The sequence below is a fragment of the Rubritalea spongiae genome (assembly GCF_042652385.1).
In the GTDB taxonomy this organism is placed as follows: Bacteria; Verrucomicrobiota; Verrucomicrobiia; order Verrucomicrobiales; family Akkermansiaceae; genus Rubritalea; species Rubritalea spongiae.
Window position 1 is genome coordinate 488,897 of record NZ_JBHSJM010000001.1, and the last position, 19,679, is coordinate 508,575.

The 19,679-nt window shown below is 48.8% G+C and carries 19 protein-coding genes and 1 riboswitch; of the genes, 6 read left to right on the forward strand and 13 right to left on the reverse strand.

Translation table 11 applies throughout. The features are described 5' to 3' along the window. Positions 1 to 40 precede the first annotated feature (40 nt). Together ACFPK9_RS02435 and putP are read right to left on the reverse strand one after the other, a co-directional pair. Positions 41 to 352 (reverse strand): hypothetical protein, encoded by a 312-nt coding sequence (locus ACFPK9_RS02435; RefSeq protein ID WP_377092998.1) that lies wholly within the window; start codon positions 350 to 352, stop codon positions 41 to 43. Positions 353 to 520: 168 nt separating this feature from the next. Then, positions 521 to 2,014, reverse strand: a complete 1,494-nt coding sequence (putP, locus tag ACFPK9_RS02440; protein WP_377092999.1) for a sodium/proline symporter PutP — start codon at positions 2,012 to 2,014, stop codon at positions 521 to 523. 208 nt (positions 2,015 to 2,222) lie between these two features. Between putP and ACFPK9_RS02445 the strand changes: the two genes are divergently transcribed. Then, the gene (locus ACFPK9_RS02445) at positions 2,223 to 2,375 is read left to right on the forward strand and encodes a transposase (RefSeq protein ID WP_377093000.1); all 153 of its coding nucleotides are present in this window, start codon (positions 2,223 to 2,225) and stop codon (positions 2,373 to 2,375) included. Positions 2,376 to 2,533: 158 nt separating this feature from the next. Here the strand turns inward: ACFPK9_RS02445 and ACFPK9_RS02450 are convergent, their stop codons facing one another. The 11 genes from ACFPK9_RS02450 to moaA all read right to left on the reverse strand — a co-directional run bounded on the left by ACFPK9_RS02450 (position 2,534) and on the right by moaA (position 14,491). Continuing rightward, a complete protein-coding gene (locus ACFPK9_RS02450) occupies positions 2,534 to 3,163 on the reverse strand; it encodes a redox-sensing transcriptional repressor Rex (protein ID WP_377093001.1) in 630 nt (209 codons plus the stop codon). Between the two features lie 68 nt (positions 3,164 to 3,231). Further along, on the reverse strand, positions 3,232 to 4,149 hold the full coding sequence (locus ACFPK9_RS02455; protein WP_377093002.1) for a Gfo/Idh/MocA family oxidoreductase: 918 nt from the start codon (positions 4,147 to 4,149) through the stop codon (positions 3,232 to 3,234). A 69-nt stretch (positions 4,150 to 4,218) separates the two neighbouring features. Next, positions 4,219 to 5,046, reverse strand: coding sequence for an LpxI family protein (locus ACFPK9_RS02460; RefSeq protein WP_377093003.1), 828 nt, complete (start codon positions 5,044 to 5,046; stop codon positions 4,219 to 4,221). Between the two features lie 110 nt (positions 5,047 to 5,156). Beyond that, positions 5,157 to 6,575, reverse strand: coding sequence for a DcaP family trimeric outer membrane transporter (locus ACFPK9_RS02465; RefSeq protein WP_377093005.1), 1,419 nt, complete (start codon positions 6,573 to 6,575; stop codon positions 5,157 to 5,159). Positions 6,576 to 6,656: 81 nt separating this feature from the next. Further along, a complete protein-coding gene (glsA, locus tag ACFPK9_RS02470) occupies positions 6,657 to 7,667 on the reverse strand; it encodes a glutaminase A (RefSeq protein ID WP_377093007.1) in 1,011 nt (336 codons plus the stop codon). A 117-nt stretch (positions 7,668 to 7,784) separates the two neighbouring features. Beyond that, positions 7,785 to 8,741: a FecCD family ABC transporter permease gene (locus ACFPK9_RS02475; protein WP_377093008.1), complete on the reverse strand. Its 957-nt coding sequence runs from the start codon at positions 8,739 to 8,741 to the stop codon at positions 7,785 to 7,787. After that, positions 8,738 to 9,502, reverse strand: a complete 765-nt coding sequence (locus ACFPK9_RS02480) for an ABC transporter ATP-binding protein (protein WP_377093009.1) — start codon at positions 9,500 to 9,502, stop codon at positions 8,738 to 8,740. Before ACFPK9_RS02480 ends, ACFPK9_RS02475 begins: the two co-directional genes overlap by 4 nt. Next, positions 9,489 to 10,397, reverse strand: a complete 909-nt coding sequence (locus tag ACFPK9_RS02485; protein WP_377093011.1) for an ABC transporter substrate-binding protein — start codon at positions 10,395 to 10,397, stop codon at positions 9,489 to 9,491. The genes ACFPK9_RS02480 and ACFPK9_RS02485 overlap by 14 nt, the downstream gene beginning before the upstream one ends. Further along, positions 10,394 to 11,212, reverse strand: a complete 819-nt coding sequence (locus ACFPK9_RS02490) for an ABC transporter substrate-binding protein (protein WP_377093012.1) — start codon at positions 11,210 to 11,212, stop codon at positions 10,394 to 10,396. Before ACFPK9_RS02490 ends, ACFPK9_RS02485 begins: the two co-directional genes overlap by 4 nt. Before the next feature lie 84 nt (positions 11,213 to 11,296). Beyond that, on the reverse strand, positions 11,297 to 13,207 hold the full coding sequence (locus ACFPK9_RS02495; RefSeq protein ID WP_377093013.1) for a TonB-dependent receptor plug domain-containing protein: 1,911 nt from the start codon (positions 13,205 to 13,207) through the stop codon (positions 11,297 to 11,299). Between the two features lie 27 nt (positions 13,208 to 13,234). Continuing rightward, positions 13,235 to 13,387: riboswitch (cobalamin riboswitch) on the reverse strand. A 96-nt stretch (positions 13,388 to 13,483) separates the two neighbouring features. Next, a complete protein-coding gene (gene moaA / locus ACFPK9_RS02500; protein WP_377093015.1) occupies positions 13,484 to 14,491 on the reverse strand; it encodes a GTP 3',8-cyclase MoaA in 1,008 nt (335 codons plus the stop codon). A 95-nt stretch (positions 14,492 to 14,586) separates the two neighbouring features. Here moaA and ACFPK9_RS02505 point away from each other — a divergent pair, with 95 nt between their 5' ends. The 5 genes from ACFPK9_RS02505 (at position 14,587) to ruvC (ending at position 19,657) form a co-directional block, all read left to right on the forward strand. Continuing rightward, complete coding sequence (locus ACFPK9_RS02505; RefSeq protein WP_377093016.1) at positions 14,587 to 15,762, forward strand: molybdopterin molybdotransferase MoeA; 1,176 nt, start codon at positions 14,587 to 14,589, stop codon at positions 15,760 to 15,762. 10 nt (positions 15,763 to 15,772) lie between these two features. Further along, positions 15,773 to 16,216: a molybdenum cofactor biosynthesis protein MoaE gene (locus tag ACFPK9_RS02510; RefSeq protein WP_377093018.1), complete on the forward strand. Its 444-nt coding sequence runs from the start codon at positions 15,773 to 15,775 to the stop codon at positions 16,214 to 16,216. A gap of 218 nt (positions 16,217 to 16,434) precedes the next feature. Beyond that, on the forward strand, positions 16,435 to 17,691 hold the full coding sequence (locus tag ACFPK9_RS02515) for a DEAD/DEAH box helicase (protein ID WP_377093020.1): 1,257 nt from the start codon (positions 16,435 to 16,437) through the stop codon (positions 17,689 to 17,691). Positions 17,692 to 17,768: 77 nt separating this feature from the next. Further along, positions 17,769 to 19,130 carry a hypothetical protein gene (locus ACFPK9_RS02520; RefSeq protein ID WP_377093022.1) on the forward strand — a complete coding sequence of 454 codons (1,362 nt, stop codon included), beginning with the start codon at positions 17,769 to 17,771 and terminating at the stop codon, positions 19,128 to 19,130. A 23-nt stretch (positions 19,131 to 19,153) separates the two neighbouring features. After that, on the forward strand, positions 19,154 to 19,657 hold the full coding sequence (ruvC, locus tag ACFPK9_RS02525; RefSeq protein ID WP_377093023.1) for a crossover junction endodeoxyribonuclease RuvC: 504 nt from the start codon (positions 19,154 to 19,156) through the stop codon (positions 19,655 to 19,657). Positions 19,658 to 19,679: the final 22 nt, after the last annotated feature.

The following is a 19,679-nucleotide window of genomic DNA, read 5'->3' on the forward strand; positions in this document are numbered from 1 at the left end:
TCTTCAAGCCTCCAAAAAATCATTTGTCTCTTTTGGAATGCTATTTGGTATTAACTCTCCATGGGTGCAGTAGCTCGTGCTTACCGTGGCGATCCTCTACCGAGTAGGCGCAAGCTGCCACTCCGCAGATATAAACAGCTGGGACAATAACCAAAGCGAGACCAAAAGTCGCTAAGGCCAACCACGCCGTGACGAAAGCCACAAACAGGTTGCCCAATATCAATATCCCAAAACCGGCCAAGTAATTGTGTTTATATAAATGACCGAGTCCTGGGATGACACTGAGAAAGGCTGCTAATTTGTCGCGGTCCGCGCGATTCCATGCTTCGTTGATTTCATTGAGGGTATTCATCGTTCTAAGGGGCTAATTCTCCACTCATCACTCTACCACAGCGATTCACACATTTCGAGGCTACATAACAAAAAGGCTACACATCTCATACCTACGAAACACATAGCCTAAAGCTTATTAATGGGACTTTCTCGCCAACTTATTGCCGGCACGACCTCTTAAAAACGCTTAATATTCCTTCAGTGGACGATACTCACCGGCAGTTGGAGTTTTTAAACTCACCACCACGATCGCCAACCAAGCGAAAATGAAGCCTGGAATAATCTCGTAAATGCCAGGACCGCCGAGGAATGAATCTCCCCAGCCAAGACCGATCCATCCGATCACAGTCACCGCTCCTGTCAGCATCCCAGCAATCGCTCCAGCGCCTGACATTTTCTTCCATGTCAGCGACAAAATAATCATCGGACCAAAGGCTGCTCCAAATCCTGCCCATGCGTTAGAAACTAGTCCTAACACCTGCGCATTCGGATCGTTCGCCATCAGTGCAGCAATCACTCCAACTAACAACACACTCACGCGACCCACCGTCACGAGCTGTTTATTACTCGCCTCCTTATTCAAAAATAGACGGTAAAAGTCCTCCGTTAGAGACGATGAAGAAACCAGCAGCTGACTAGAAATTGTCGACATAATCGCCGCCAACAATGCTGCATAGAGGAAACCAGTCACCAGCGGGTGAAACAGCAACTCAGCTAGTACAATAAAGATCGTTTCAGGATCCTCAATGGCGATCCCATTGCGCTCAATATACGCGCGTCCAAAGATCCCCAAACCAACGGCTCCGAGCACCGAAATGGCCATCCAGCTCATCCCGATGTTTCGCGCTTTAGCCACATCCGCTACCGAACGCACCGCCATGAATCGCACAATGATATGTGGCTGACCAAAGTAACCCAAGCCCCACGCTAATGCCGATACCAACCCGGCAATCGTGATCCCCTCAAACAACGACAAATACGTCGGATCAATCTCCTGCAAGCGCTCACCCGCAGTCGCCACACCTTCTCCCTGACCCGTAGTCAAAATCACCACAGGCATGATCACCAGTGCCAACATCATGATGCAGCCCTGCACAAAGTCCGTTAGGCTGACCGCTAAAAAACCACCAATCACTGTATAAGTCAGCACAATCGCCAAGGTGAACCACACCCCAAAAATATAATCACTCATCCCCCCAATATTAATTAAGTCGCCAAACGCACTGGCAAACAACTTGCCCCCAGCCACCAATCCTGACGCCGTGTAGACAATAAAAAACACCACCACGATCACCGCCGAAACCATTCTCAAAGCCATCGCCCGCGAAGGAAAACGCTTCGCTAAAAATTCAGGAATCGTCAGCGCATTATCATAGCGTTCGGTCTGCTCCCGCAAACGCGGCGCCACCACCACCCAGTTAATCAAAGCTCCAACAAATAAACCAATCCCAATCCACGCTTCGACCATTCCCGCAGCGTACAGCGCCCCAGGCAAGCCCATCAACAGCCAGCCAGACATGTCGGAAGCACCCGCTGACAATGCAGCCACAGCAGGATGCAAATTCCGCCCACCCAGCATGTACTCCTCAGAACTTGAGGTCGATTTCTTCGCCGCGTACACGCCGATCAAAATCATCAATCCAAAATACAAAATTAAACTAATCCAAATACCAATGTCCATGTGTCTATTACTTCCTAAAATACGTTAAATGAGCACCCACCCTCACACACGCCCCGATCCCACTTCAAGAGTCGAATCATTTTTTCCTCCCCACACCCAATCCCATCTTAAATTCTAAACCTTCACCCCCCGCCAATGCTCTTGCGAAGCAAGTGCTAGTCTGAAAAAATTGGGTAGGTTGCCACATCAAAATAAGATAAAGCAACCAATGAAAAGACGTAAATTTAGTGCCCATCTTAAGAGTAAAGTAGCTATCGAGGTACTGCGTGGGCAGCTGACGATTCATGAAATAGCAAAGAAGTGTCAGGTTCATACTACTCAGGTGACTGATTGGAAAAAAGCACTGATAGGAGGGGCTTGAGAAGTGTTCGAGCCGAGCAAACCCACTCTCGAAATCTCCGAACGCCCAGTTCATTTGTCACTCCGTCATAGCCGACATGTCGTCAAGCTACCTTTCCTCTCCTCAATCCCCCACTATAAAACGCCTCTCTAGCAGCCAGCACCGCTGGCTCAACTGCTCTACTGATCAATAAAGAAGCTCAAATTTTCTAGCTCCATCGCTAGATCCACACGGGTCACCACCACGTTTTCTGGAACTTGAAGAATGGTTGGTGAGAAATTAAGAATCCCCTGAACCCCTGCCTCAACGAGTGTATTTGCCACTCCTTGTCCGAACTCAGCAGGTACACAGAGAATCGCCATGCGCACGTGATTCTCTTTAATAAAATTAACCATCTCCGTATCAGGATACACGGGAACTGGCACACGTGAGGTATCGATCGCTTCCGCCTTCTTATCAAAGGCTCCAAGTACCTCGAAACCTTCTTTTAAGAAACCTTCGTAGCGCAGCAAGGCGCGCCCCAAGTTCCCAGCACCTACTAGAATCACTGGCTGTAGCGTTGCACGCCCTAATACCTCGCGGAAGGTTTTCAGTAAAACCTCTACCGGGTAGCCCAATCCGCGCGTTCCAAATTGGCCAAAATATCCTAAATCCTTCCGCAGCTGAGCAGGTTTCACCCCTGCAGCTGAGGCAAGTGCAGACGAACTCACGGTCTCGATCCCCTTTTCGCTCAGGCGTCGAAGGCATCGACTGTAAATCGATATGCGATAAATCGCCTTTCTAGGAATCTCCACTTTATCCACGGTCATTATTTTTATGCTATGACTGATATCAACATCAAGCCATTAGCACCATTCATCTAGCAAATCTCATGCCACTATAGTGACTCGTTAATCAGATTGGTAATCTCAAGCGCCACGTCTAAGGCTGCCGCTCCGTGCTGACCTGTCACTGCAGGTGTTTCCCCCTTGGCCGAACAATCAATAAATGCCGCGAGTTCAAGCTTCAACGGTTCATCTTTCTCAACTTCCACTTGGCTTTTCTGAATCGTCATCCCCTCTTTCCAATACATCTCGCCACTCTGCTCTTGGTAATCGAGCGATAAATAACAATCCCCTTGGAACACCCGCAATTTGCGCATTTTCTCAGGTGAAATCCGGCTCGCAGTCACATTCGCCACACAACCATTTTCAAAACGAATCCGTGCATTTGCTATGTCTTCGCGTTGAGTCAACACATTCACCCCCACTGCATCAATGCTAGCCACTGGACTCTTCACCAAATGTAAAATAATTTCAAGATCGTGAATCATCACATCTAACACCACCCCAATATCCATACTCCTGTTAGGAAATGGCGAGAGACGATGCGCTTCGATAAATTTCGGCTCGGTCAAGCGCTCCTCGAGTGAACGCATCACTGGGTTAAAACGCTCAATGTGACCGACTTGGAGAATACGATCCTTCTGGTGCGATGTTTCAATCAATGCTCGCGCATCGTCGAGGCTATTGGCGATAGGTTTTTCCATCAGCACATCACAGCCCAGATCCATCAGCGTGCACCCCACTTCTCTGTGAACCACTGTCGGTACTGCCACGCTCACTGCTTGGCACAAATCCGCTAACTCCTCGAGTGAAGATACCGCTTGCCCACCAAACTCCTCAGCGACAGCACGTGCCCGCTCAATGTCTTGATCGTAAATCGCTGTGAGTTCTGCATTTTCTAACAAAGAATAACAACGAGCATGATTACGCCCCATTGAACCTGTACCAGCGACTCCAGCCTTAATTTTCATGGCCCAGCTTTTAAAGAATCTAGAAGAAGCAAGCAAGACCTTAGCCAAGCTAATCGAATAGGAAACTCACTAAAGGCTCTCACCATCGAGCGCCACAATAGTAATTTCGTAGCTATTGCACAGCTCGATCACCTCGTCCATGCCAAGAATCAAAGTCTTATGAGCTTCACAAGCGATCACATTCACCCCTGCTTGATGACAGGCTTCGATTGTTAGAGCTCCGAGACAAGGAACATCAAAACGGAAATCCTGATTCGGTTTGGAAACCTTTGCCAAAGTGCAACTCTTACCACGCCCCAGCTCGCCACCACGCTTGATACAATCATTAGTTCCCTCAAATGCTTCCACCGCCAGCACCGTCCCATGACGTACAACCACACTCTGACCTATGTCTAAACGACTGGTCTCCTTCGCGATCCTAAAACCATACTCCGCGTCCTCGATCGCACGTTGCTTGAGCTTTGGCCCACACACATGCCCTGGCTCAGGTAGAATTTCTTCAAGATGGGTCGTCGCATCAATCAATGTAATCCCATCCTTCTCTAACTCCTCAGCTATTGCCCCAAAAAGTGTCTCGGCATTGCGCTCTTTCACTCGAGCTAACAGCATCAAAGTCCGCATATCTGGACGTAGATCAAACAGATTTCGAGGCGCGATCTGACCCACCATGATCGCTTCCGTCACACCCTCTTTTTTGAAAAATTTAATCAGCTTCCCGAGCTGGCCCACACGAAACCAATCCATCGCATCGACCAACTGAGCGACATCCTCTTTCGTCTCTCCATGAAAACCAGCGGCCACTAGCTTGACGCCAGCTACCTTCTTCCTAGCTGCCGCTATAAATGTTTCAGGGTAAATTCCATTCCCTGCAATGATTCCAATGGTTCTCTCGCTCATCTTCCTCGAATTCAAAACCACCTGCCTCATTCATTCAATCCTCGAGATGCTAAAAAAGCCTCTGGCTAGCATAACAGCCAGAGGCTAACTCACACACAGAATAACATCTGTTAATCAAAGAGCGAATAAACCATGCCCATCTGAAAACGAAACATGTCATCACTATTTCTCCCACTCGCACCTTCCTTGTAGCCATATAATCCCTCAAAACCTAACGACCATCGATCGCCAAGCTGCCAGATCACATTGGCTGCACCGTAATTACTGTACGAATAAAAATCTGGGTCCATACCCGATGCTGGATCGAGGTTCGCGTGACCATACACCAAATTGGTTCTGAAGCGGTCATCCCAATGGTGCGTCCACGCTCCCATCAAGCTCCAATAAGGCAAGGCCTCGAAACTACCATCAGCTGCGAAACCTCCGTCACTATTGAGAAAGCTCGTATCGTTACCCATTCCACCGACACCTTCGCCTATCACCCCTAGGAATTGGATAGAATCCGCTTCGCCTAAATTCAAATTAAAACCCGCATTGAGCCCCCAACCAAAATCACGATGATCCATTCCCGACACATCACGTGCGCCGATTTCTCGCAAAATACTACTCAACTGAAGGTGCCCCCACTTCTCGTCTTCCCATCGCGTGTTAAATGCAAAATCAGGGAGCCGAGCAAGTCGCTGGTCAGCATCAACAAAAAAATCAGGCTTCTCTACCCCTACAGTCGCATTCCAGTTTTCATTAATTGCATGGGTAAACTGCGCCACTGGCCGACGCGCAAAGATCACCGCATTTGGCCCTTCGTAATCCACCGTATCAGGCCACACATCACCATTCTCCCAAGCACTCGTGGTAAAACCAACTTTCAACCCGAAGTATTGGCCGTAGATATGTTGCAGTCGATAGCGCATGTCCTTGTCGTCATCGCCAAAGAAATCGTTCTGATAATAAAAACGTAAGTTGCCAGGCTCCGAAGGTGCACGCACGTCTGCAATCAACTGCGTACCATTCGCATTCATATTAAACTGCCCACTACCGCCGAAATTGGCATCGCCACGCAATGGGAACTTCGCTGGAATAAAGCGCGAAGGCGCTCCCGTGTACCTATTGTCATAGGTCATATCCACTCTAGGTTTCGCATTTAGCTTTATCACCATCGGCGTGTTAGGCACCGAGAAAAACCCAGTATACGCTGGGTCTAAGGTGTAATCCAGCGGACGAGTCATCGCTGCCTGCTGATCATTCAATGTCCGTCGATACGTCACCTTAGCCTTCTTACCTAACAATTGCGGAGGAATCGTTTGTTCCTTTTCTTGCACTGTTGACTCAGACTTCAGCACCGGCTGTAGGGGCCGCACTGCCACTGCGGGGGCTTGAGTTGGCGGCGATTTCGCCTCAGCGAGCTCCGCCACCCGTTGCTTCTGCTTCGCCTCTAACTCTGCAATGCGCTGCTGCATCTGCGCCATCATTTGCTGCATTTCTGCAGCAGACTTTTTAAGCTCAGCTATCTCTTGAGCGTCATCAGCCACAACCGTTACCGGTATGCACATGACACTCGCAAGCAAAGCACATTGTAAACTTGATGAAGAATAATTCATGATGGCTTCAGTTTATTTCCCTGGTCCAAACACACTCAAACCAAGCGTATCCACAATGTACTCAATTGCCTTCTGCGCACGGACACTGTTCCCTTGCTCATCCAGTGGTGGGGCAAAGCCAACTATCGCTAACTTGTTAGGAACCACAGCCACCACACCTCCACCGACACCAGTTTTCGCTGGAACTCCCGCATTCCAAGCCCAGCGCCCGGAACCATCATAGAAACCATTCATCATCATCACCGCCAAGACTTTTGGAACGTACTTCGCATCAATCACCTTCTCCTTCGTCACAGGATTCACCCCATTGTTCGCTAAGGTCCCACCCATCACAGCAAGCTGCTCAGCATTCACCCCTACAGAACATTGCTTAGTATACACATCGGTCACCATCAGCGGTTCGGCAAAGAGGTTGTTAGAATTGTACAGCACAGCCGCAATTCCCCGATTCCTAAAATTCGTTTCCGCTTCCGATTTATAAATGTCCGCCAGCACCTCCAGCTTGCTTCCCGCAAACTTCTCATAGATTTTGATAATTTTATCCCAGCGCTCCTCAGCAGTCTTAGCCTTAATCAAACTCACAGTCGCAATCGCCCCCGCATTAACAAATGGGTTATCCGCTCGCCCATCACCTTCCTCAATCGCCTGAATCGAATTAAATGCCTCACCCGTTGGCTCCACATTCACTTTGTCGTAAATCACCTGCTCACCAGATTCCTGCATCACCAATGACATAGTGAACACCTTCGAACACGACTGGATTGAAAATGACGTATCCACATCCCCCACCTTGATCACGTCGCCATTCTTCGTGACGATCACTACTCCGAACAACTCACTCGGAACTTCAGCCAATGCTGGAATATAATCCGCATTCTTCCCACCTTGGTCGTCTTTAAACTTAGCATGCGCCGCCTTCGCCACCTTTTCTAACGCCTCTACACTCGGTAGTTCGCCAGCTTGACTCAAACAACAGGCTGCTACGCCAATGGCAGCTCCAACTCCTCTTACATTGAATTTCATAGTGCTCACTAATGGATTTGTTAAATGCTCCACTACCAAATGTAATTGAAGCATCTAACACATTACTGAGAGCTACAGCTCTGACAAGAATATTCAATACCACTCAAAAAGCTCCTACTATTGGCCTTGCTTACGCACCAATACCACTAAGAAAAATGGCCCACCTAATAGCGCAGTCACAATTCCCACTGGCAGATCCGAGCCCGCGGTGAGCGAACGAGCCAAAGTATCACACCAGACCAAAAAAACTCCCCCAAGAAGTATTGAATAAAAGTACAGGCTCTGGTGCTTCACCCCGAACAGTTTGCGACACAAATGCGGAACTATGATTCCAACAAATCCAATCGGCCCACACACCGAAACCACTCCCGCTACCATCAGCGACACTGCAAAAAATAACCCACGCCGAACCACATCCACCTCCACGCCACGGCTTTTGGCTAACACATCACCGAGTACTAAATGATCTAACTCTTTTCTGTAACAGGCAATCACCATCGCTCCAGTCACCACAAACGGAAACACCGTCAGAACGCTCTCATAACTCGCATGCCCCAAACTCCCCATCCCCCAACGCACGAGACGATACATGCTCGTCGCATCACTAAAATGCTGCACCAGCATCGTCAAACTTGAGAAAAAGAAACCTAATATCACCCCACCTAACAGCAAGCTAGTCGATGCAAACCCTCCCACCAAACGAGACAAACCATAAACAATCCCAATCGATAAAAACGCGCCAACCATCCCAGCCAACGACAAACCTGAAATCCCTAACAAACTAAACTGTAACCCCAGCAAACTCACCAATGCCACGCAAAATGCCGAACCACTCGCCACCCCCAAGGTATACGGAGTCGCCAAAGCATTGCGAAACATCGCCTGGAACACCAAGCCTCCGAGCGACAATGCCGCACCGCAGATAAAGGCTAACAGCACCCTCGGAAGTCTCACTTCCCATAAAATCACACGACTCGTTTCCGCATCGCTCCATGGAGAAATCCAAGACTCCCCTGACAAAGGAGCGAAAACTAAACTCAACAACACCAATAACAATACACTCAAAGCTTTCACGTCTTCACCTCCCCATAACGCTTCTCCACCAATCCTCCTAAGCCGTGCCCAAATAGTTCCTCGGCAAGCTCCTGCTGCACGAACCCCTCCACATCCACATCATATTTGAGCGCTCCACCTGTAATGCACAATACGCGATTAAAATCCTCTAATAACCAATCCATGTCGTGGGTCACTGCGATTATCGTGATATTCTTAGGCAATTGACGAATCACTCGACGAATCTCTAACCGCTGCCCAGGATCGAGATGAGATAGCGGTTCATCTAACACTAACAAAGGTGCCTCCTGCGCCAACGCTGCTGCAATACATACCCTCTGTCGCTCTCCACCACTCAAACTAGCCACCGCCCTGTCTTTGAATTGCACCACATCCACCATCTCCATGGCACGCACCACAGCGTCATCATCCTCACCACCACCATGAGCATATCGCCCCATTGCCACAAATTCTAACACCGAGTACGGAATCTCTGTCGCCAACAACTGCGGCACATAAGCTACCAATTTAGCAAGTTCTCGCTGCGTCTTTCCTTTAATAGAATTGCCACGATACAGCACGTCACCCGCGCTCAGCTCATTTAAACCTAACAAAAGGTTCAGCAAAGTCGTCTTCCCCGCACCATTCGGTCCCACTACAGCACAATGCTCTCCTTCATTGACTAAAAAACTCACCCCCTGAAGCAAAGTCTTCGCCTTACCCACCGAGTAGCCCACATCAACGCACTCGAGCAATAGCTTTGATCGATCAGTCGATTGCATAAGCCTCCACTATTTCAGCAATTACTTGCAAAGTTACCACGAACCGAGGCCCTGGAATGAAATGCACATCATCACCTAACACATGCACCTGGCCTTCTTTCACAGCAGTCAGCTCCTCTAACTGCTGCCAATCATTCAAAATCCGCTCTTCCCCCAGACTCCGAAAGTCCGAGCTATTGAAAAGATCAATAATGATATCAGGATCCATCCGCAACAAGTGCTCCCTATTCAACTGAGGAAACGCCTCTCCTCCTTGATACGCATTTTCCACCCCAATCACTTTCAGCAATTCTTGATGGTAGCCCTTTGCTCCCGCTGCGGTCAGAGTCCCGATCAATCCATCACCCGCGCTTCTTCCGAGAGAAATCAACACCTTCAACTTTCCTTTACCATCACCCGCGTTTTCAGCCTCACTAATAGCTTGCTGAATGCTCTCAGTCACGATCTGGGCTTTCGCTTCCTTCTGAAATCTCTCCCCAAGAATCTTCACGGATTCCTGAATCCCTCCAATCGACATATGATCTACAGCCATATGTTGTACTCCTAATCCATCTAATTGCTTCGCCAAATCAGCTTGCTCCTTAAGTAATACAACCACCGTTGGCTCTAAGCCTAACAAACTCTCCAAATCTACATCCAAATATCCGCCAATCTTAGGAATTCCTTCTGCCGCTTTAGGGTAACGCATGTAACGCGAAACGCCCACCAGTTGATCTCCTAACCCCAGCTCAAATAACACCTCACCAGAGCTCGGAGCCATCGCGATGATCTGCTCATCCTCGACTCTCTCAACAGACTCCTCCTGAACATCCTTCGCTACGCGCTTAAACACCGCACTGCCCCAAAAAGCAACAAGCGTAACTGCCAGCACAACCACTATCTTCGTAAACTTCATGAATAGTGTAGACTAAGTTCAGAATGCAGCCACTTCACCGTCTCTAACATACTCGGCCCGTCTTGAATCATGTTATCACCAACCTCCACAGTCGACATCAACACTGGAAGCCCTTCGTTCCATGCTCGCTCTCTGACCAATGCCTTCCCATCCACTAAATACTCTGGCTCATGAAAGAACACATAAGCATCCACATTCTCCTTCGCTAAATCTACAAAATCATTTTCAAAATATCCTTCTGGGTGCTCACCATACACTAACTCCCCACCAGCTAGTTCAACAATATCTCTGATATAACTCAGCCCACCCACAGCCCTTCGATGTCTCCCCAACCACAACTCCACATACACCCGTGGACGCGACTCAAATTGGTGAATCGAACGCAGGAACTCAGCTTGTTTCCGCAGCTTTTGAGTCAATTCCCTCGCAGCCGCTAACTCATTCATCAAGCCACCTAACACATGGATATTTTCTAAAATACCTTCAAAGCTGCTAGGCAGAGAAAAGTTATAAATCGGCAAGCCCTGCTCCGCCAACCGCTTACTTAGTCGACGTTGAATACCTGTAGTAAGAAGCACTAAATCAGGTTTCAGTTCCTGGATCGCCTCCAAATCAGCCGTCATGTATTGTCCCACTACCGGCAGCTCAGAGGTATCGATATAGCGATGGCAATACTCAGACACCCCACACAAGCGCTCATGAAATCCCATCCTATCAATCGCCTCGGTCGCCGACGAAACCAAGGACACAATCCGCTCAGGCTTCTCCGGCAACTCGAACTTGTGCTCGAGGTATTCATTGTGAATCTTTCGCATACTTCCTCTTTCTATTGCCATACAACCAACAAAGCTGCACGACCGAAATCGTGCAGCTCATTAGCTAAGTAAAAAACTTCTAACTTAGAACGTGAGAGTCACTCCTCCGTAGAATCCACGACCACGGCCTTGAACAGCGTTCAGTTCGCCATAAATCCCACTGAAGTCGCCAAGGATATAATGTTCATCAAACAGGTTCTCGATACGCGCATGCAACTTTAGATTCTCCGTCACCTGATAGTTGGAATACAAATCGATGAGAAAGTAACTATCCAATGTATCGACCGCTTGATCACTGGAAGTACGCTGATCCACCCAAGTAGCCACCAAACCCGCATTAATATCAGAAGTGATCGCTGTATCTATACCCGCTGCAGCTGTCTGCTGAGGGATGATCGCATCGAGTGTATTCTGGTAATACGTATAAGAAGCAAAAACAACCGAACGAATTTCCTCAATGTCAGCATCTATCCCAAGCTCAAGACCATTGGTCTTTGTCTTGCCCTCTGCATTTCCGTACACAGCTGCAAATGTGCTTGGATCAAATCCTTGGAACTCAATGAAGTCTTCAATGTCATTTTCAAACCACGTCACAGACACACGCGTATCGCCGATCTCTTGTTCAACTCCAAAATCCCAGTTCAATGACGATTCAGCATCCAGATCGTTACCATCTAACTCACCAAATGTTGGAGCGCGAAAGCCTTTGCCGACATTTGCTTTAATCGCTGTGTCAGTGAGCACATTATAACTTGCTCCAGCATTCCAAGTCCACACATCACCGAAGTCATCGTGATCGTCCCAACCAAGTGTCCCATTGAGCTGCAGGCTATCAATAACCTGCCAACTATGATTCACATAAACACCAAAAGTATCACGCTCAGCAGCTTCTTGGTAAGTACTCTCATACTCAGAATTTTCAAAATAACTTCCAACGACTGTTGTGTGACCTTCAGACCAGACATACTCATTATCCCAATAAATAGAATAACGCTCGGTGTTAGAATCAAAGTTAGATTCTGAATACGTACCAAGTGGCAAGTAAGTCATCCAATCATAATCTTCGCTGTAACCTCTACTCTCAAAATCTTCTTTGCTAAAACCCAAAGTCACACGTGTGTTCCAGGCTTCAGAAATTTGATTTTCGTAAAAAAGAGTAGCAAAAATTCTATTGTACTCACTTACTTGAGGAGTGTTCGCTACGGGATTTCCACGTTCAGGAGTTTCGGAATCAGCATCTCCACCACGTAGCGTCAAACCAACAGAGGAATCAGAGTCGATCGCGTAATCGAAGCGTGAATAATACGTAAGCTGAGTGAAATCATTACCATCTACTATCGCGTTCGAATCATTCTGAGTGTCCTCAGCAGTCAAACCCACGTTATAAGAAAGGCCTCCGACCTGCCCTTGTGAACTAAGATTTCCCAACCAGCTGTTAAAAGATCCATACTCAGCTGTTAAAGAGTGCATAGGTTTACCCTCACCTTTTGCTGTATTAAGAGCTACAACACCACCAATAGCGCCAGCGCCGTATACTGAACTTGCTGCACCCTTTAGCACTTCGATGTTAGAAAGTCCGTAAAGGTTCGAACTACCAAGGAATTTGGCAAAGGTACTAGTTGAGTCACTCACCCGCACACCGTCTAAGCGCATCTGCGACTTGTTAGTAGTCATACCACGAATAAAAAGCGAGCCAGCTTGACCTCGTTGACCTGCTGTCGAGGTAGCAATCACCCCAGGAACTCTATACCCAATCGCATCTTGCACCGAAACTTTACCTTCATTCAAGAGCGCATCAGCATCGAGCACAGCAACGCTGCTTGAGACATCACTTAAATCCTTCTCAAACTTAGTCGCGATCACAGTTGTCTCATCTAATTTAGCGACAACTTCTTCTTTCACTTCTTCTGCAGAAGCGACGACTTGGCTAGCCACAACGAGGCCAGCCACCACCTTCGTGCTCAAATTTGAGCTGTGTGTATGTAATGATTTCATAGTTCTCACCTTGTAATCCGCAAGGGTGTGAAGTTGGTATCCATGGCTGGTAACCTGGCTTAACTAACAGCTGTTAGTATTACAGTGGCGGTACCGCTTCGGAATAGCTACGTGAGCATCACCGAATTCCCCATCTATTTCCTGCCCGTGCTACGGGCTTCCATGAATTGCCGCTAAGTCAACGCCTAGCCGCTGCGCGCTTCTACCGAGCAATTATTCAATTGCAACCAAAATGTCGCACCATCACAGGCTGAACCCATTCACCACTCAACATTCTCACCCACCAAGGTAAGACATCTCCTTCTTCGCTATCGGCGCCATGCCCTCACTGCGAAGTTCTGAATAGCGATCATCTCGCTTACCCCACAAGCTCTGAACTCGCGCCTGCAAAGCCTCATTCCCTTCACCATTGCGTAGCGGAGTTTTAATGTCGTAACCATCCGCAGCGAACAGACAAGTGTACAAGTGCCCCTGCGCAGAAATACGAATCCGATTACATTCACGACAAAATGGCTTGCTTACCGAACTGATAAATCCGACCTCGAATCCATCCAGACCTTTCACGTGGAAACGCTTGGCAGTCTCACCTAATTTAGCATTTTCCACCTCCACTAAATCAAACTCTCCCCGCAGTAGCTCTAACACCTTGTACGATGGCACTACCTGCTCATGTTTCCAACCATTGCTATTCCCTGTGTCCATGTACTCAATGTAGCGAATCGGTACACCGCGCTCAGCTGCGAACCTCGCTAATGGCAGAAGTTCAGATTCATTTACGCCCTTCTGCACCACTGCGTTCACCTTCACGCCGAGACCTGCCTCCAATGCAGCATCAATTCCATCCACCACCTTCTGCGCTTTCGCACCGACACCATTCATTTTTCCAAAAATCGCATCGTCCAGCGCATCCAGCGATACCGTCACTCGGTGCAAGCCCGCCGCTCTCAACTTCTCCGCATTGCGCGCCAAAAGTGACGCATTCGTCGTCATCGCTATATCCTCCACTCCATCGATCGATGCCAGCTTCTCTACTAAGACATCGAGATCGCGTCTCAAAAGCGGTTCACCGCCAGTCAAACGAATCTTGCGCACTCCCATTTCTACAAAAATGCGTGCCAGCGTCTCGATCTCACCAAAGCGCAAAATCTCATCACGCGGCAAGAATTGATAATCCGGCCCGAAAATTTCCGCCGGCATACAGTAGCGACACCTGAAATTACAACGGTCTGTCACCGAGATCCGTAGATCGCGGAGTGGTCGTTGCAGGGTGTCAGTCAGATTCATGGTCGGCAAGCTAGCGAGGCTTTTTCAGCTGACAATTGAAAAAAGCGTATTTTCCTGTTGTCGCTCATCGAGATGCAGTTTTCTGTGTCAGAGAAATGCCATCTCTCGTTCAGCCATTATCCGCTTTTGATTCTATTTCTGCAAGCCTTCCGCTGATCCAGAGCGAAGCTGTCGATCTCAATGCCGCTTTTGGCCGCATTCTGAGAGCTCCTATTTGTGCCGACCGACCAGTTCCTCCATTTGATCGAGCGATGATGGACGGGATCGCCATCGACTCCACCGCGAAGCTTAAGCAATGGAAAATTGCAGGCATCCAAGCTGCAGGCGAACCAGCTGCTCAACTCACAGCCACTGACCAATGCTTCGAAATCATGACCGGAGCCATCCTGCCAGCTGGCTGCGACTGCGTCATTCCCATTGAAGCGATCGAAATCGCTCAAGGACAAGCGAAGCTTAAATGCGAAGAGACATATAACCGTGGTAACTTTATCCACACCACTGCCTCTGACCATCAGCCAGGCAGTGTCCTTGTCGATTCAGGAAGCCTCCTCCGCGCACCAGAACTCTCGATAGCTGCCAGCTGTGGCGCCACTCAAGTGCAAGTATCCCTGCTCCCGCGCATCACTCTCATCACCTCTGGCGATGAAGTTGTCCCTCCGAATCAAACTCCACTGGATTATCAAATTCGCGCCAGCCACCCGACGGCAATCCGCTCCATCATAATCTCAAACCAACTCGGCACTCTCAACCATCTCCACATCGCCGATGACGAGGATGCGACTCGCCAAGCGATCACTCAGGCACTCGATTCTTCAGACGCCGTCATTCTCACCGGTGGTGTATCCAAAGGAAAATTCGACTACATCGCCCCGATTCTTAGAGAACTAGCTGGCGCGCCTCTCTTCCACGGAGTCAGCCAGCGCCCAGGCAAACCACTCGGGTACTTCTTCAGAGACATCCCAATCTTCGCTCTTCCAGGCAACCCTCTCTCAGTCATGGCCTGCATGGCCCGCTACGTAGTGCCCGCTCTGAGACAAATGCTAGGAGCCCCATCCGAAATCTGCGAACTCCCACTCGCAGCCGAAAGCAAAACCTTACCTCATCTCACCCACCTGCTTGCCGCGAAAATCGAAAATGGCCAAATCCATCCCTCAGCTCCGAATAATTCCGGCGACTACTCCGCGCTTCTCGCTTGTCAGGGAGTAGTGGAAATGCACCCTGCAGAAACACCACTTGCTGCAGGTTCTCGCTGCAAGTTCTACCCATGGTAAACTCATAATCATGTTCAAGATCACGGAAACCACTATCGACCACGCAGCCCTGCGCGAACGCACACTCGATCCCACTGCTGGCGGCTTCGTCAGCTTCGAAGGGTGGGTGCGCAACCATCACGAAGGCAAATCCGTCGAATCCCTAGAATACTCCGCCTACGTCAGCCTCGCTGAAAAGGAGGGAACCCGCGTCATTGAAGAGGCGATGGAAAAATTCTCAATTGTCTCCGCGAACTGTGAGCACCGTATCGGTCACCTCGCTATCGGCGACATGGCTGTCTGTGTCTCCGTTTCAGCCGCCCACCGCGATGCCGCGTTCGAAGCTGCACGCTACATTATCGACCAAACCAAATCTAGAGTCCCTATCTGGAAAAAAGAGCATTATGTTGATGGCTCCACCGCTTGGCCTTATTGCGCGAAATGCGCCGAAGGCATAAAACACAGCCACGACTAAGGAGCCTTCTAAGAATCTAAACAAACGCTAAACGGTATCCGCCCTTTCCACAACAAAGCCTCTATCACGAACTCACATTCGCAAAACATAAAAGATTCGTGAAAAAACGATAAGCACGCTTCCCCTGAACTACAAACCCGTACTCTATTAAGAGTGAAAACCACCCCAATCCTCGTTTTTCCTTTTACAAAGGTAAAATTCCGATTACTCACGCCCATATGTCTTTCAAAGATCTCGGACTCTCAGAGCCTATCGTTCAAGCCGTTAGCGAAGCTGGCTATGAAAACCCTACACCTATCCAAGCGCAGGCCATCCCTCTCGTGTTAGAAGGCCGCGATGTAGTAGGCGCTTCGCAAACAGGAACGGGAAAGACTGCAGCCTTCGCGCTCCCATCACTTTCTAAAATACAACCACTCGGCAAACCACAAATTCTCGTACTCGAACCGACTCGCGAACTTGCTCACCAAGTAGCTGAACAATTCGAAGCCTACGGCAAGCACACGGGCTGTAAAGTCGCCCTCCTCTACGGTGGTGTTGGCTACGGAGAACAGACCGAAAAACTCGCAAAAGCAGACGTCATCGTCGCCACTCCTGGTCGTCTCGTCGACCACTTCTATCGCGGAACCATGCGTTTCTCCGATGTAAAAATCCTCATCCTCGATGAAGTAGACCGTATGCTCGACATGGGATTCCTCCCAATCGTTAGAAAAATCGTCAACCTCTGCCCGTGGAAAGCCGAGCTTAACAAACCACGCGAAGAACGCGAAGAAAAGTACAAGCTCAAGGAACTCCCTGACCGCCAGACTCTCTTCTTCTCCGCTACCATGCCTCCAGCGATCAAGGGATTTGCCGACTTCTGCTTAGACAACCCTGCTGAAATCCAAATCGCTCGCCGCGAGGTAGCGTCTACCATCAAGCACGCTTTCTATCCAGTTTCCATGGACCAGCGCGATGATTTACTCGTCGAGCTTCTCAACCGCACCGACACCCAGTCCGTCATGGTCTTTACCCGCACGCGTAAAGAAGCCGACTCCGTCTGTAGCCTACTCAATGAAAAGACTGAGGCAAAAGTCATCGCCATGCACTCAGACATTGGTCAGAAAGACCGCATGAAAGCGCTAGCGGGCTTCAAAGACGGCACCTACGACATCCTTGTCGCTACAGACGTTGCTGCACGAGGCATCGACATCTCCTCCGTTTCTCACGTCATCAACTACCGCGTCCCAGAAAACTCTGAAGACTACGTTCACCGCATCGGCCGTACCGGTCGCGCAGAATCTGAAGGCGATGCCTTCACCATTCTCACCGCAGACGAACTCGAGTTCGCTGACTCCGTCGAAAACTTCATCGGCAAAAAAATCGAGCGCAAGAAGTTAGAAAACTTCGACTACATTTACACCGCTCTGCTCGACGACAAACCGGCCAAGCCAGTACGCAAAAAGCGTCCACCAGCACCGCGCCGTCGCCGCCGCTAGACCACCTAGCCAAGCATTACTAACAGATCTCAATTTTGTACTACCCTATTGGTCTATGCACCAATAGGGTCTTTTTTATGTTACGCAAAAAGTGGCAAAAACTCATCTTTACCATCTTCACCCTTCTTCTACTTGGCGGAGTAGCCACTTGGACTTGGTTAAACCATCAACTCACTGAAGCTCAAACAAAGTGGGAAAATGTACAACAACGCGCAGTGCAAGCAGCTGTATACACTGACCTCGATACCTTCCTCGACGAATCCACTGGTGAGTCACCGCGCTTCTTAGACAACTTTGAAAGCATTAATCAGCTGCTCGTAGAGCATGAAATGTCGTACGATCCGTTCACTCTTCCCAAGCTTCATTCTATACCAAGCATCGATGGTTCAAAGTCACCTTCTGAAATTGCTGAAGATCTTAAAAGTGCACTCATTACACCACCTGAGGGTGATAATGCTCAGAACATCTACCGCGCTATCTTAGACTCACTCGCTGACACTGAAGATGACCTCCTCGCCTGGACAACTGCCATAAAAAACGCAAAAGGCTTATCGAAAACCGCCTTTAAAGAAAATAGCTTCATCTACCCAATCGCCGCTTTTCGCTCAGCCCACCACCTACTCCAACTCAGAGCCTATTGTCACTGGAAACTAGGAAACTACGAACTCTCAGACCTAGAAACTATAGATCAGCAACGAGAGCTTCTCTACAAATATGGTAAATCACTTCTATCAGAAACTGTAGCTATAGCCATAGACCTCACCTTTGAAAACACCCGTCTCGCCTTGATAAAGGACGACTCCATCCCGCTGGATAAAGCGAAATCACTGATGACTTTCTATCGTCCACTTGCAGCCTCAGAAAACCTTCAAAAGGCCATGCAGACTGAATTGTTACTTCAAATCGAATATTTTAATGCACTTATCGAAGACAGACCACATCCCTTTTTAGAATGCTCCGATCTGATGACCTACTTACCTATGGCTCTCAAAGCACGCATCCGCGCAGAAATGGTAGACTTTCAATTAAATAACTACTTCGATAAAGACTTTGTTACCAATCTAGGGAAGCTAAAACAATCTGCCGAAGAATTTGAACAAAACATTCACAATAAAGAGTATTCTTTTTTTACCACTCTTTTTCTCGATACGTTTCTCATCGGCGTAGAATTCTACCATTCTGCAGCGCTCAAATCTCAAATGTCATTAGCTATTTCTAACCTAGAAGCCGCCTGCACCCTCTACAAAAGAGAACAGGGCACCTACCCTCCAAGCTTGTCAGAACTCACACCTCACTACATTTCTACTCTCCCTACTATTCCACACATCAATAGACCCTATTCGTATTTTAAGCAGAAGGCATCCATATCTATCCATGGAAAACTCCCTCTTAAGCATTACGATGACATTGAAGTCGCTACGACATTGCCTAACACCTAATTCTTAAAAGCTAAAACTTACTCATGCGCGTTCTCGCCATCGACCCCGCTGTCCGCAACACAGGCTACGCTGTAGTAGAGGGAGACCAACACAAACAACACGCTATCGACTATGGCGTCATCAGCATTCCAGCTAAAATCCCACAATCGGGCGCGCTCTCCGCTGTGCGCACGGGACTACAGAATCTCATCACCCAATACGAACCCGATGTCGTGGCTGTCGAAGCCATCATTTACGTCCAAAGCGTGCGCACCGCCATCAGTATGGGCGCAGCTCGTGCCGCCGCTCTCATCGCTGCTGCCGATTCAGGGCTAGAAATCTACGAGTACGCTCCCAAAAAAATTAAAAAAGCCGTCGTCGGAAATGGCAATGCCGATAAAGGCCAAGTCGCGTTCATGGTAAGAGCTCTGTTAGGATTAAGCGAAACTCCACCACACGATGCCGCAGACGCTATCGCCATCGCGGTCGCCCACCTCTCTGCCTCAGACCCGATCAAGGCATCTGTCCTCGATCAGAAACGCGTCTAGCCTGCAACGCCTGCACAGTTTC

Excerpts from the sequence above, each read along its gene's own strand:
- ACFPK9_RS02505 (WP_377093016.1), top strand. The coding sequence starts at position 14,587 with ATGCCATCTCTCGTTCAGCCATTATCCGCTTTTGATTCTATTTCTGCA.
- ACFPK9_RS02520 (WP_377093022.1), top strand. The coding sequence starts at position 17,769 with ATGTTACGCAAAAAGTGGCAAAAACTCATCTTTACCATCTTCACCCTT.
- ACFPK9_RS02445 (WP_377093000.1), top strand. The coding sequence starts at position 2,223 with ATGAAAAGACGTAAATTTAGTGCCCATCTTAAGAGTAAAGTAGCTATC.
- ACFPK9_RS02435 (WP_377092998.1), bottom strand. The coding sequence starts at position 352 with ATGAATACCCTCAATGAAATCAACGAAGCATGGAATCGCGCGGACCGC.
- moaA (WP_377093015.1), bottom strand. The coding sequence starts at position 14,491 with ATGAATCTGACTGACACCCTGCAACGACCACTCCGCGATCTACGGATC.
- ACFPK9_RS02490 (WP_377093012.1), bottom strand. The coding sequence starts at position 11,212 with ATGCGAAAGATTCACAATGAATACCTCGAGCACAAGTTCGAGTTGCCG.
- ACFPK9_RS02495 (WP_377093013.1), bottom strand. The coding sequence starts at position 13,207 with ATGAAATCATTACATACACACAGCTCAAATTTGAGCACGAAGGTGGTG.
- ACFPK9_RS02515 (WP_377093020.1), top strand. The coding sequence starts at position 16,435 with ATGTCTTTCAAAGATCTCGGACTCTCAGAGCCTATCGTTCAAGCCGTT.
- ACFPK9_RS02460 (WP_377093003.1), bottom strand. The coding sequence starts at position 5,046 with ATGAGCGAGAGAACCATTGGAATCATTGCAGGGAATGGAATTTACCCT.
- ACFPK9_RS02480 (WP_377093009.1), bottom strand. The coding sequence starts at position 9,502 with ATGCAATCGACTGATCGATCAAAGCTATTGCTCGAGTGCGTTGATGTG.
- glsA (WP_377093007.1), bottom strand. The coding sequence starts at position 7,667 with ATGAAATTCAATGTAAGAGGAGTTGGAGCTGCCATTGGCGTAGCAGCC.
- ACFPK9_RS02450 (WP_377093001.1), bottom strand. The coding sequence starts at position 3,163 with ATGACCGTGGATAAAGTGGAGATTCCTAGAAAGGCGATTTATCGCATA.
- putP (WP_377092999.1), bottom strand. The coding sequence starts at position 2,014 with ATGGACATTGGTATTTGGATTAGTTTAATTTTGTATTTTGGATTGATG.
- ACFPK9_RS02510 (WP_377093018.1), top strand. The coding sequence starts at position 15,773 with ATGTTCAAGATCACGGAAACCACTATCGACCACGCAGCCCTGCGCGAA.
- ACFPK9_RS02455 (WP_377093002.1), bottom strand. The coding sequence starts at position 4,149 with ATGAAAATTAAGGCTGGAGTCGCTGGTACAGGTTCAATGGGGCGTAAT.
- ACFPK9_RS02485 (WP_377093011.1), bottom strand. The coding sequence starts at position 10,397 with ATGAAGTTTACGAAGATAGTGGTTGTGCTGGCAGTTACGCTTGTTGCT.
- ruvC (WP_377093023.1), top strand. The coding sequence starts at position 19,154 with ATGCGCGTTCTCGCCATCGACCCCGCTGTCCGCAACACAGGCTACGCT.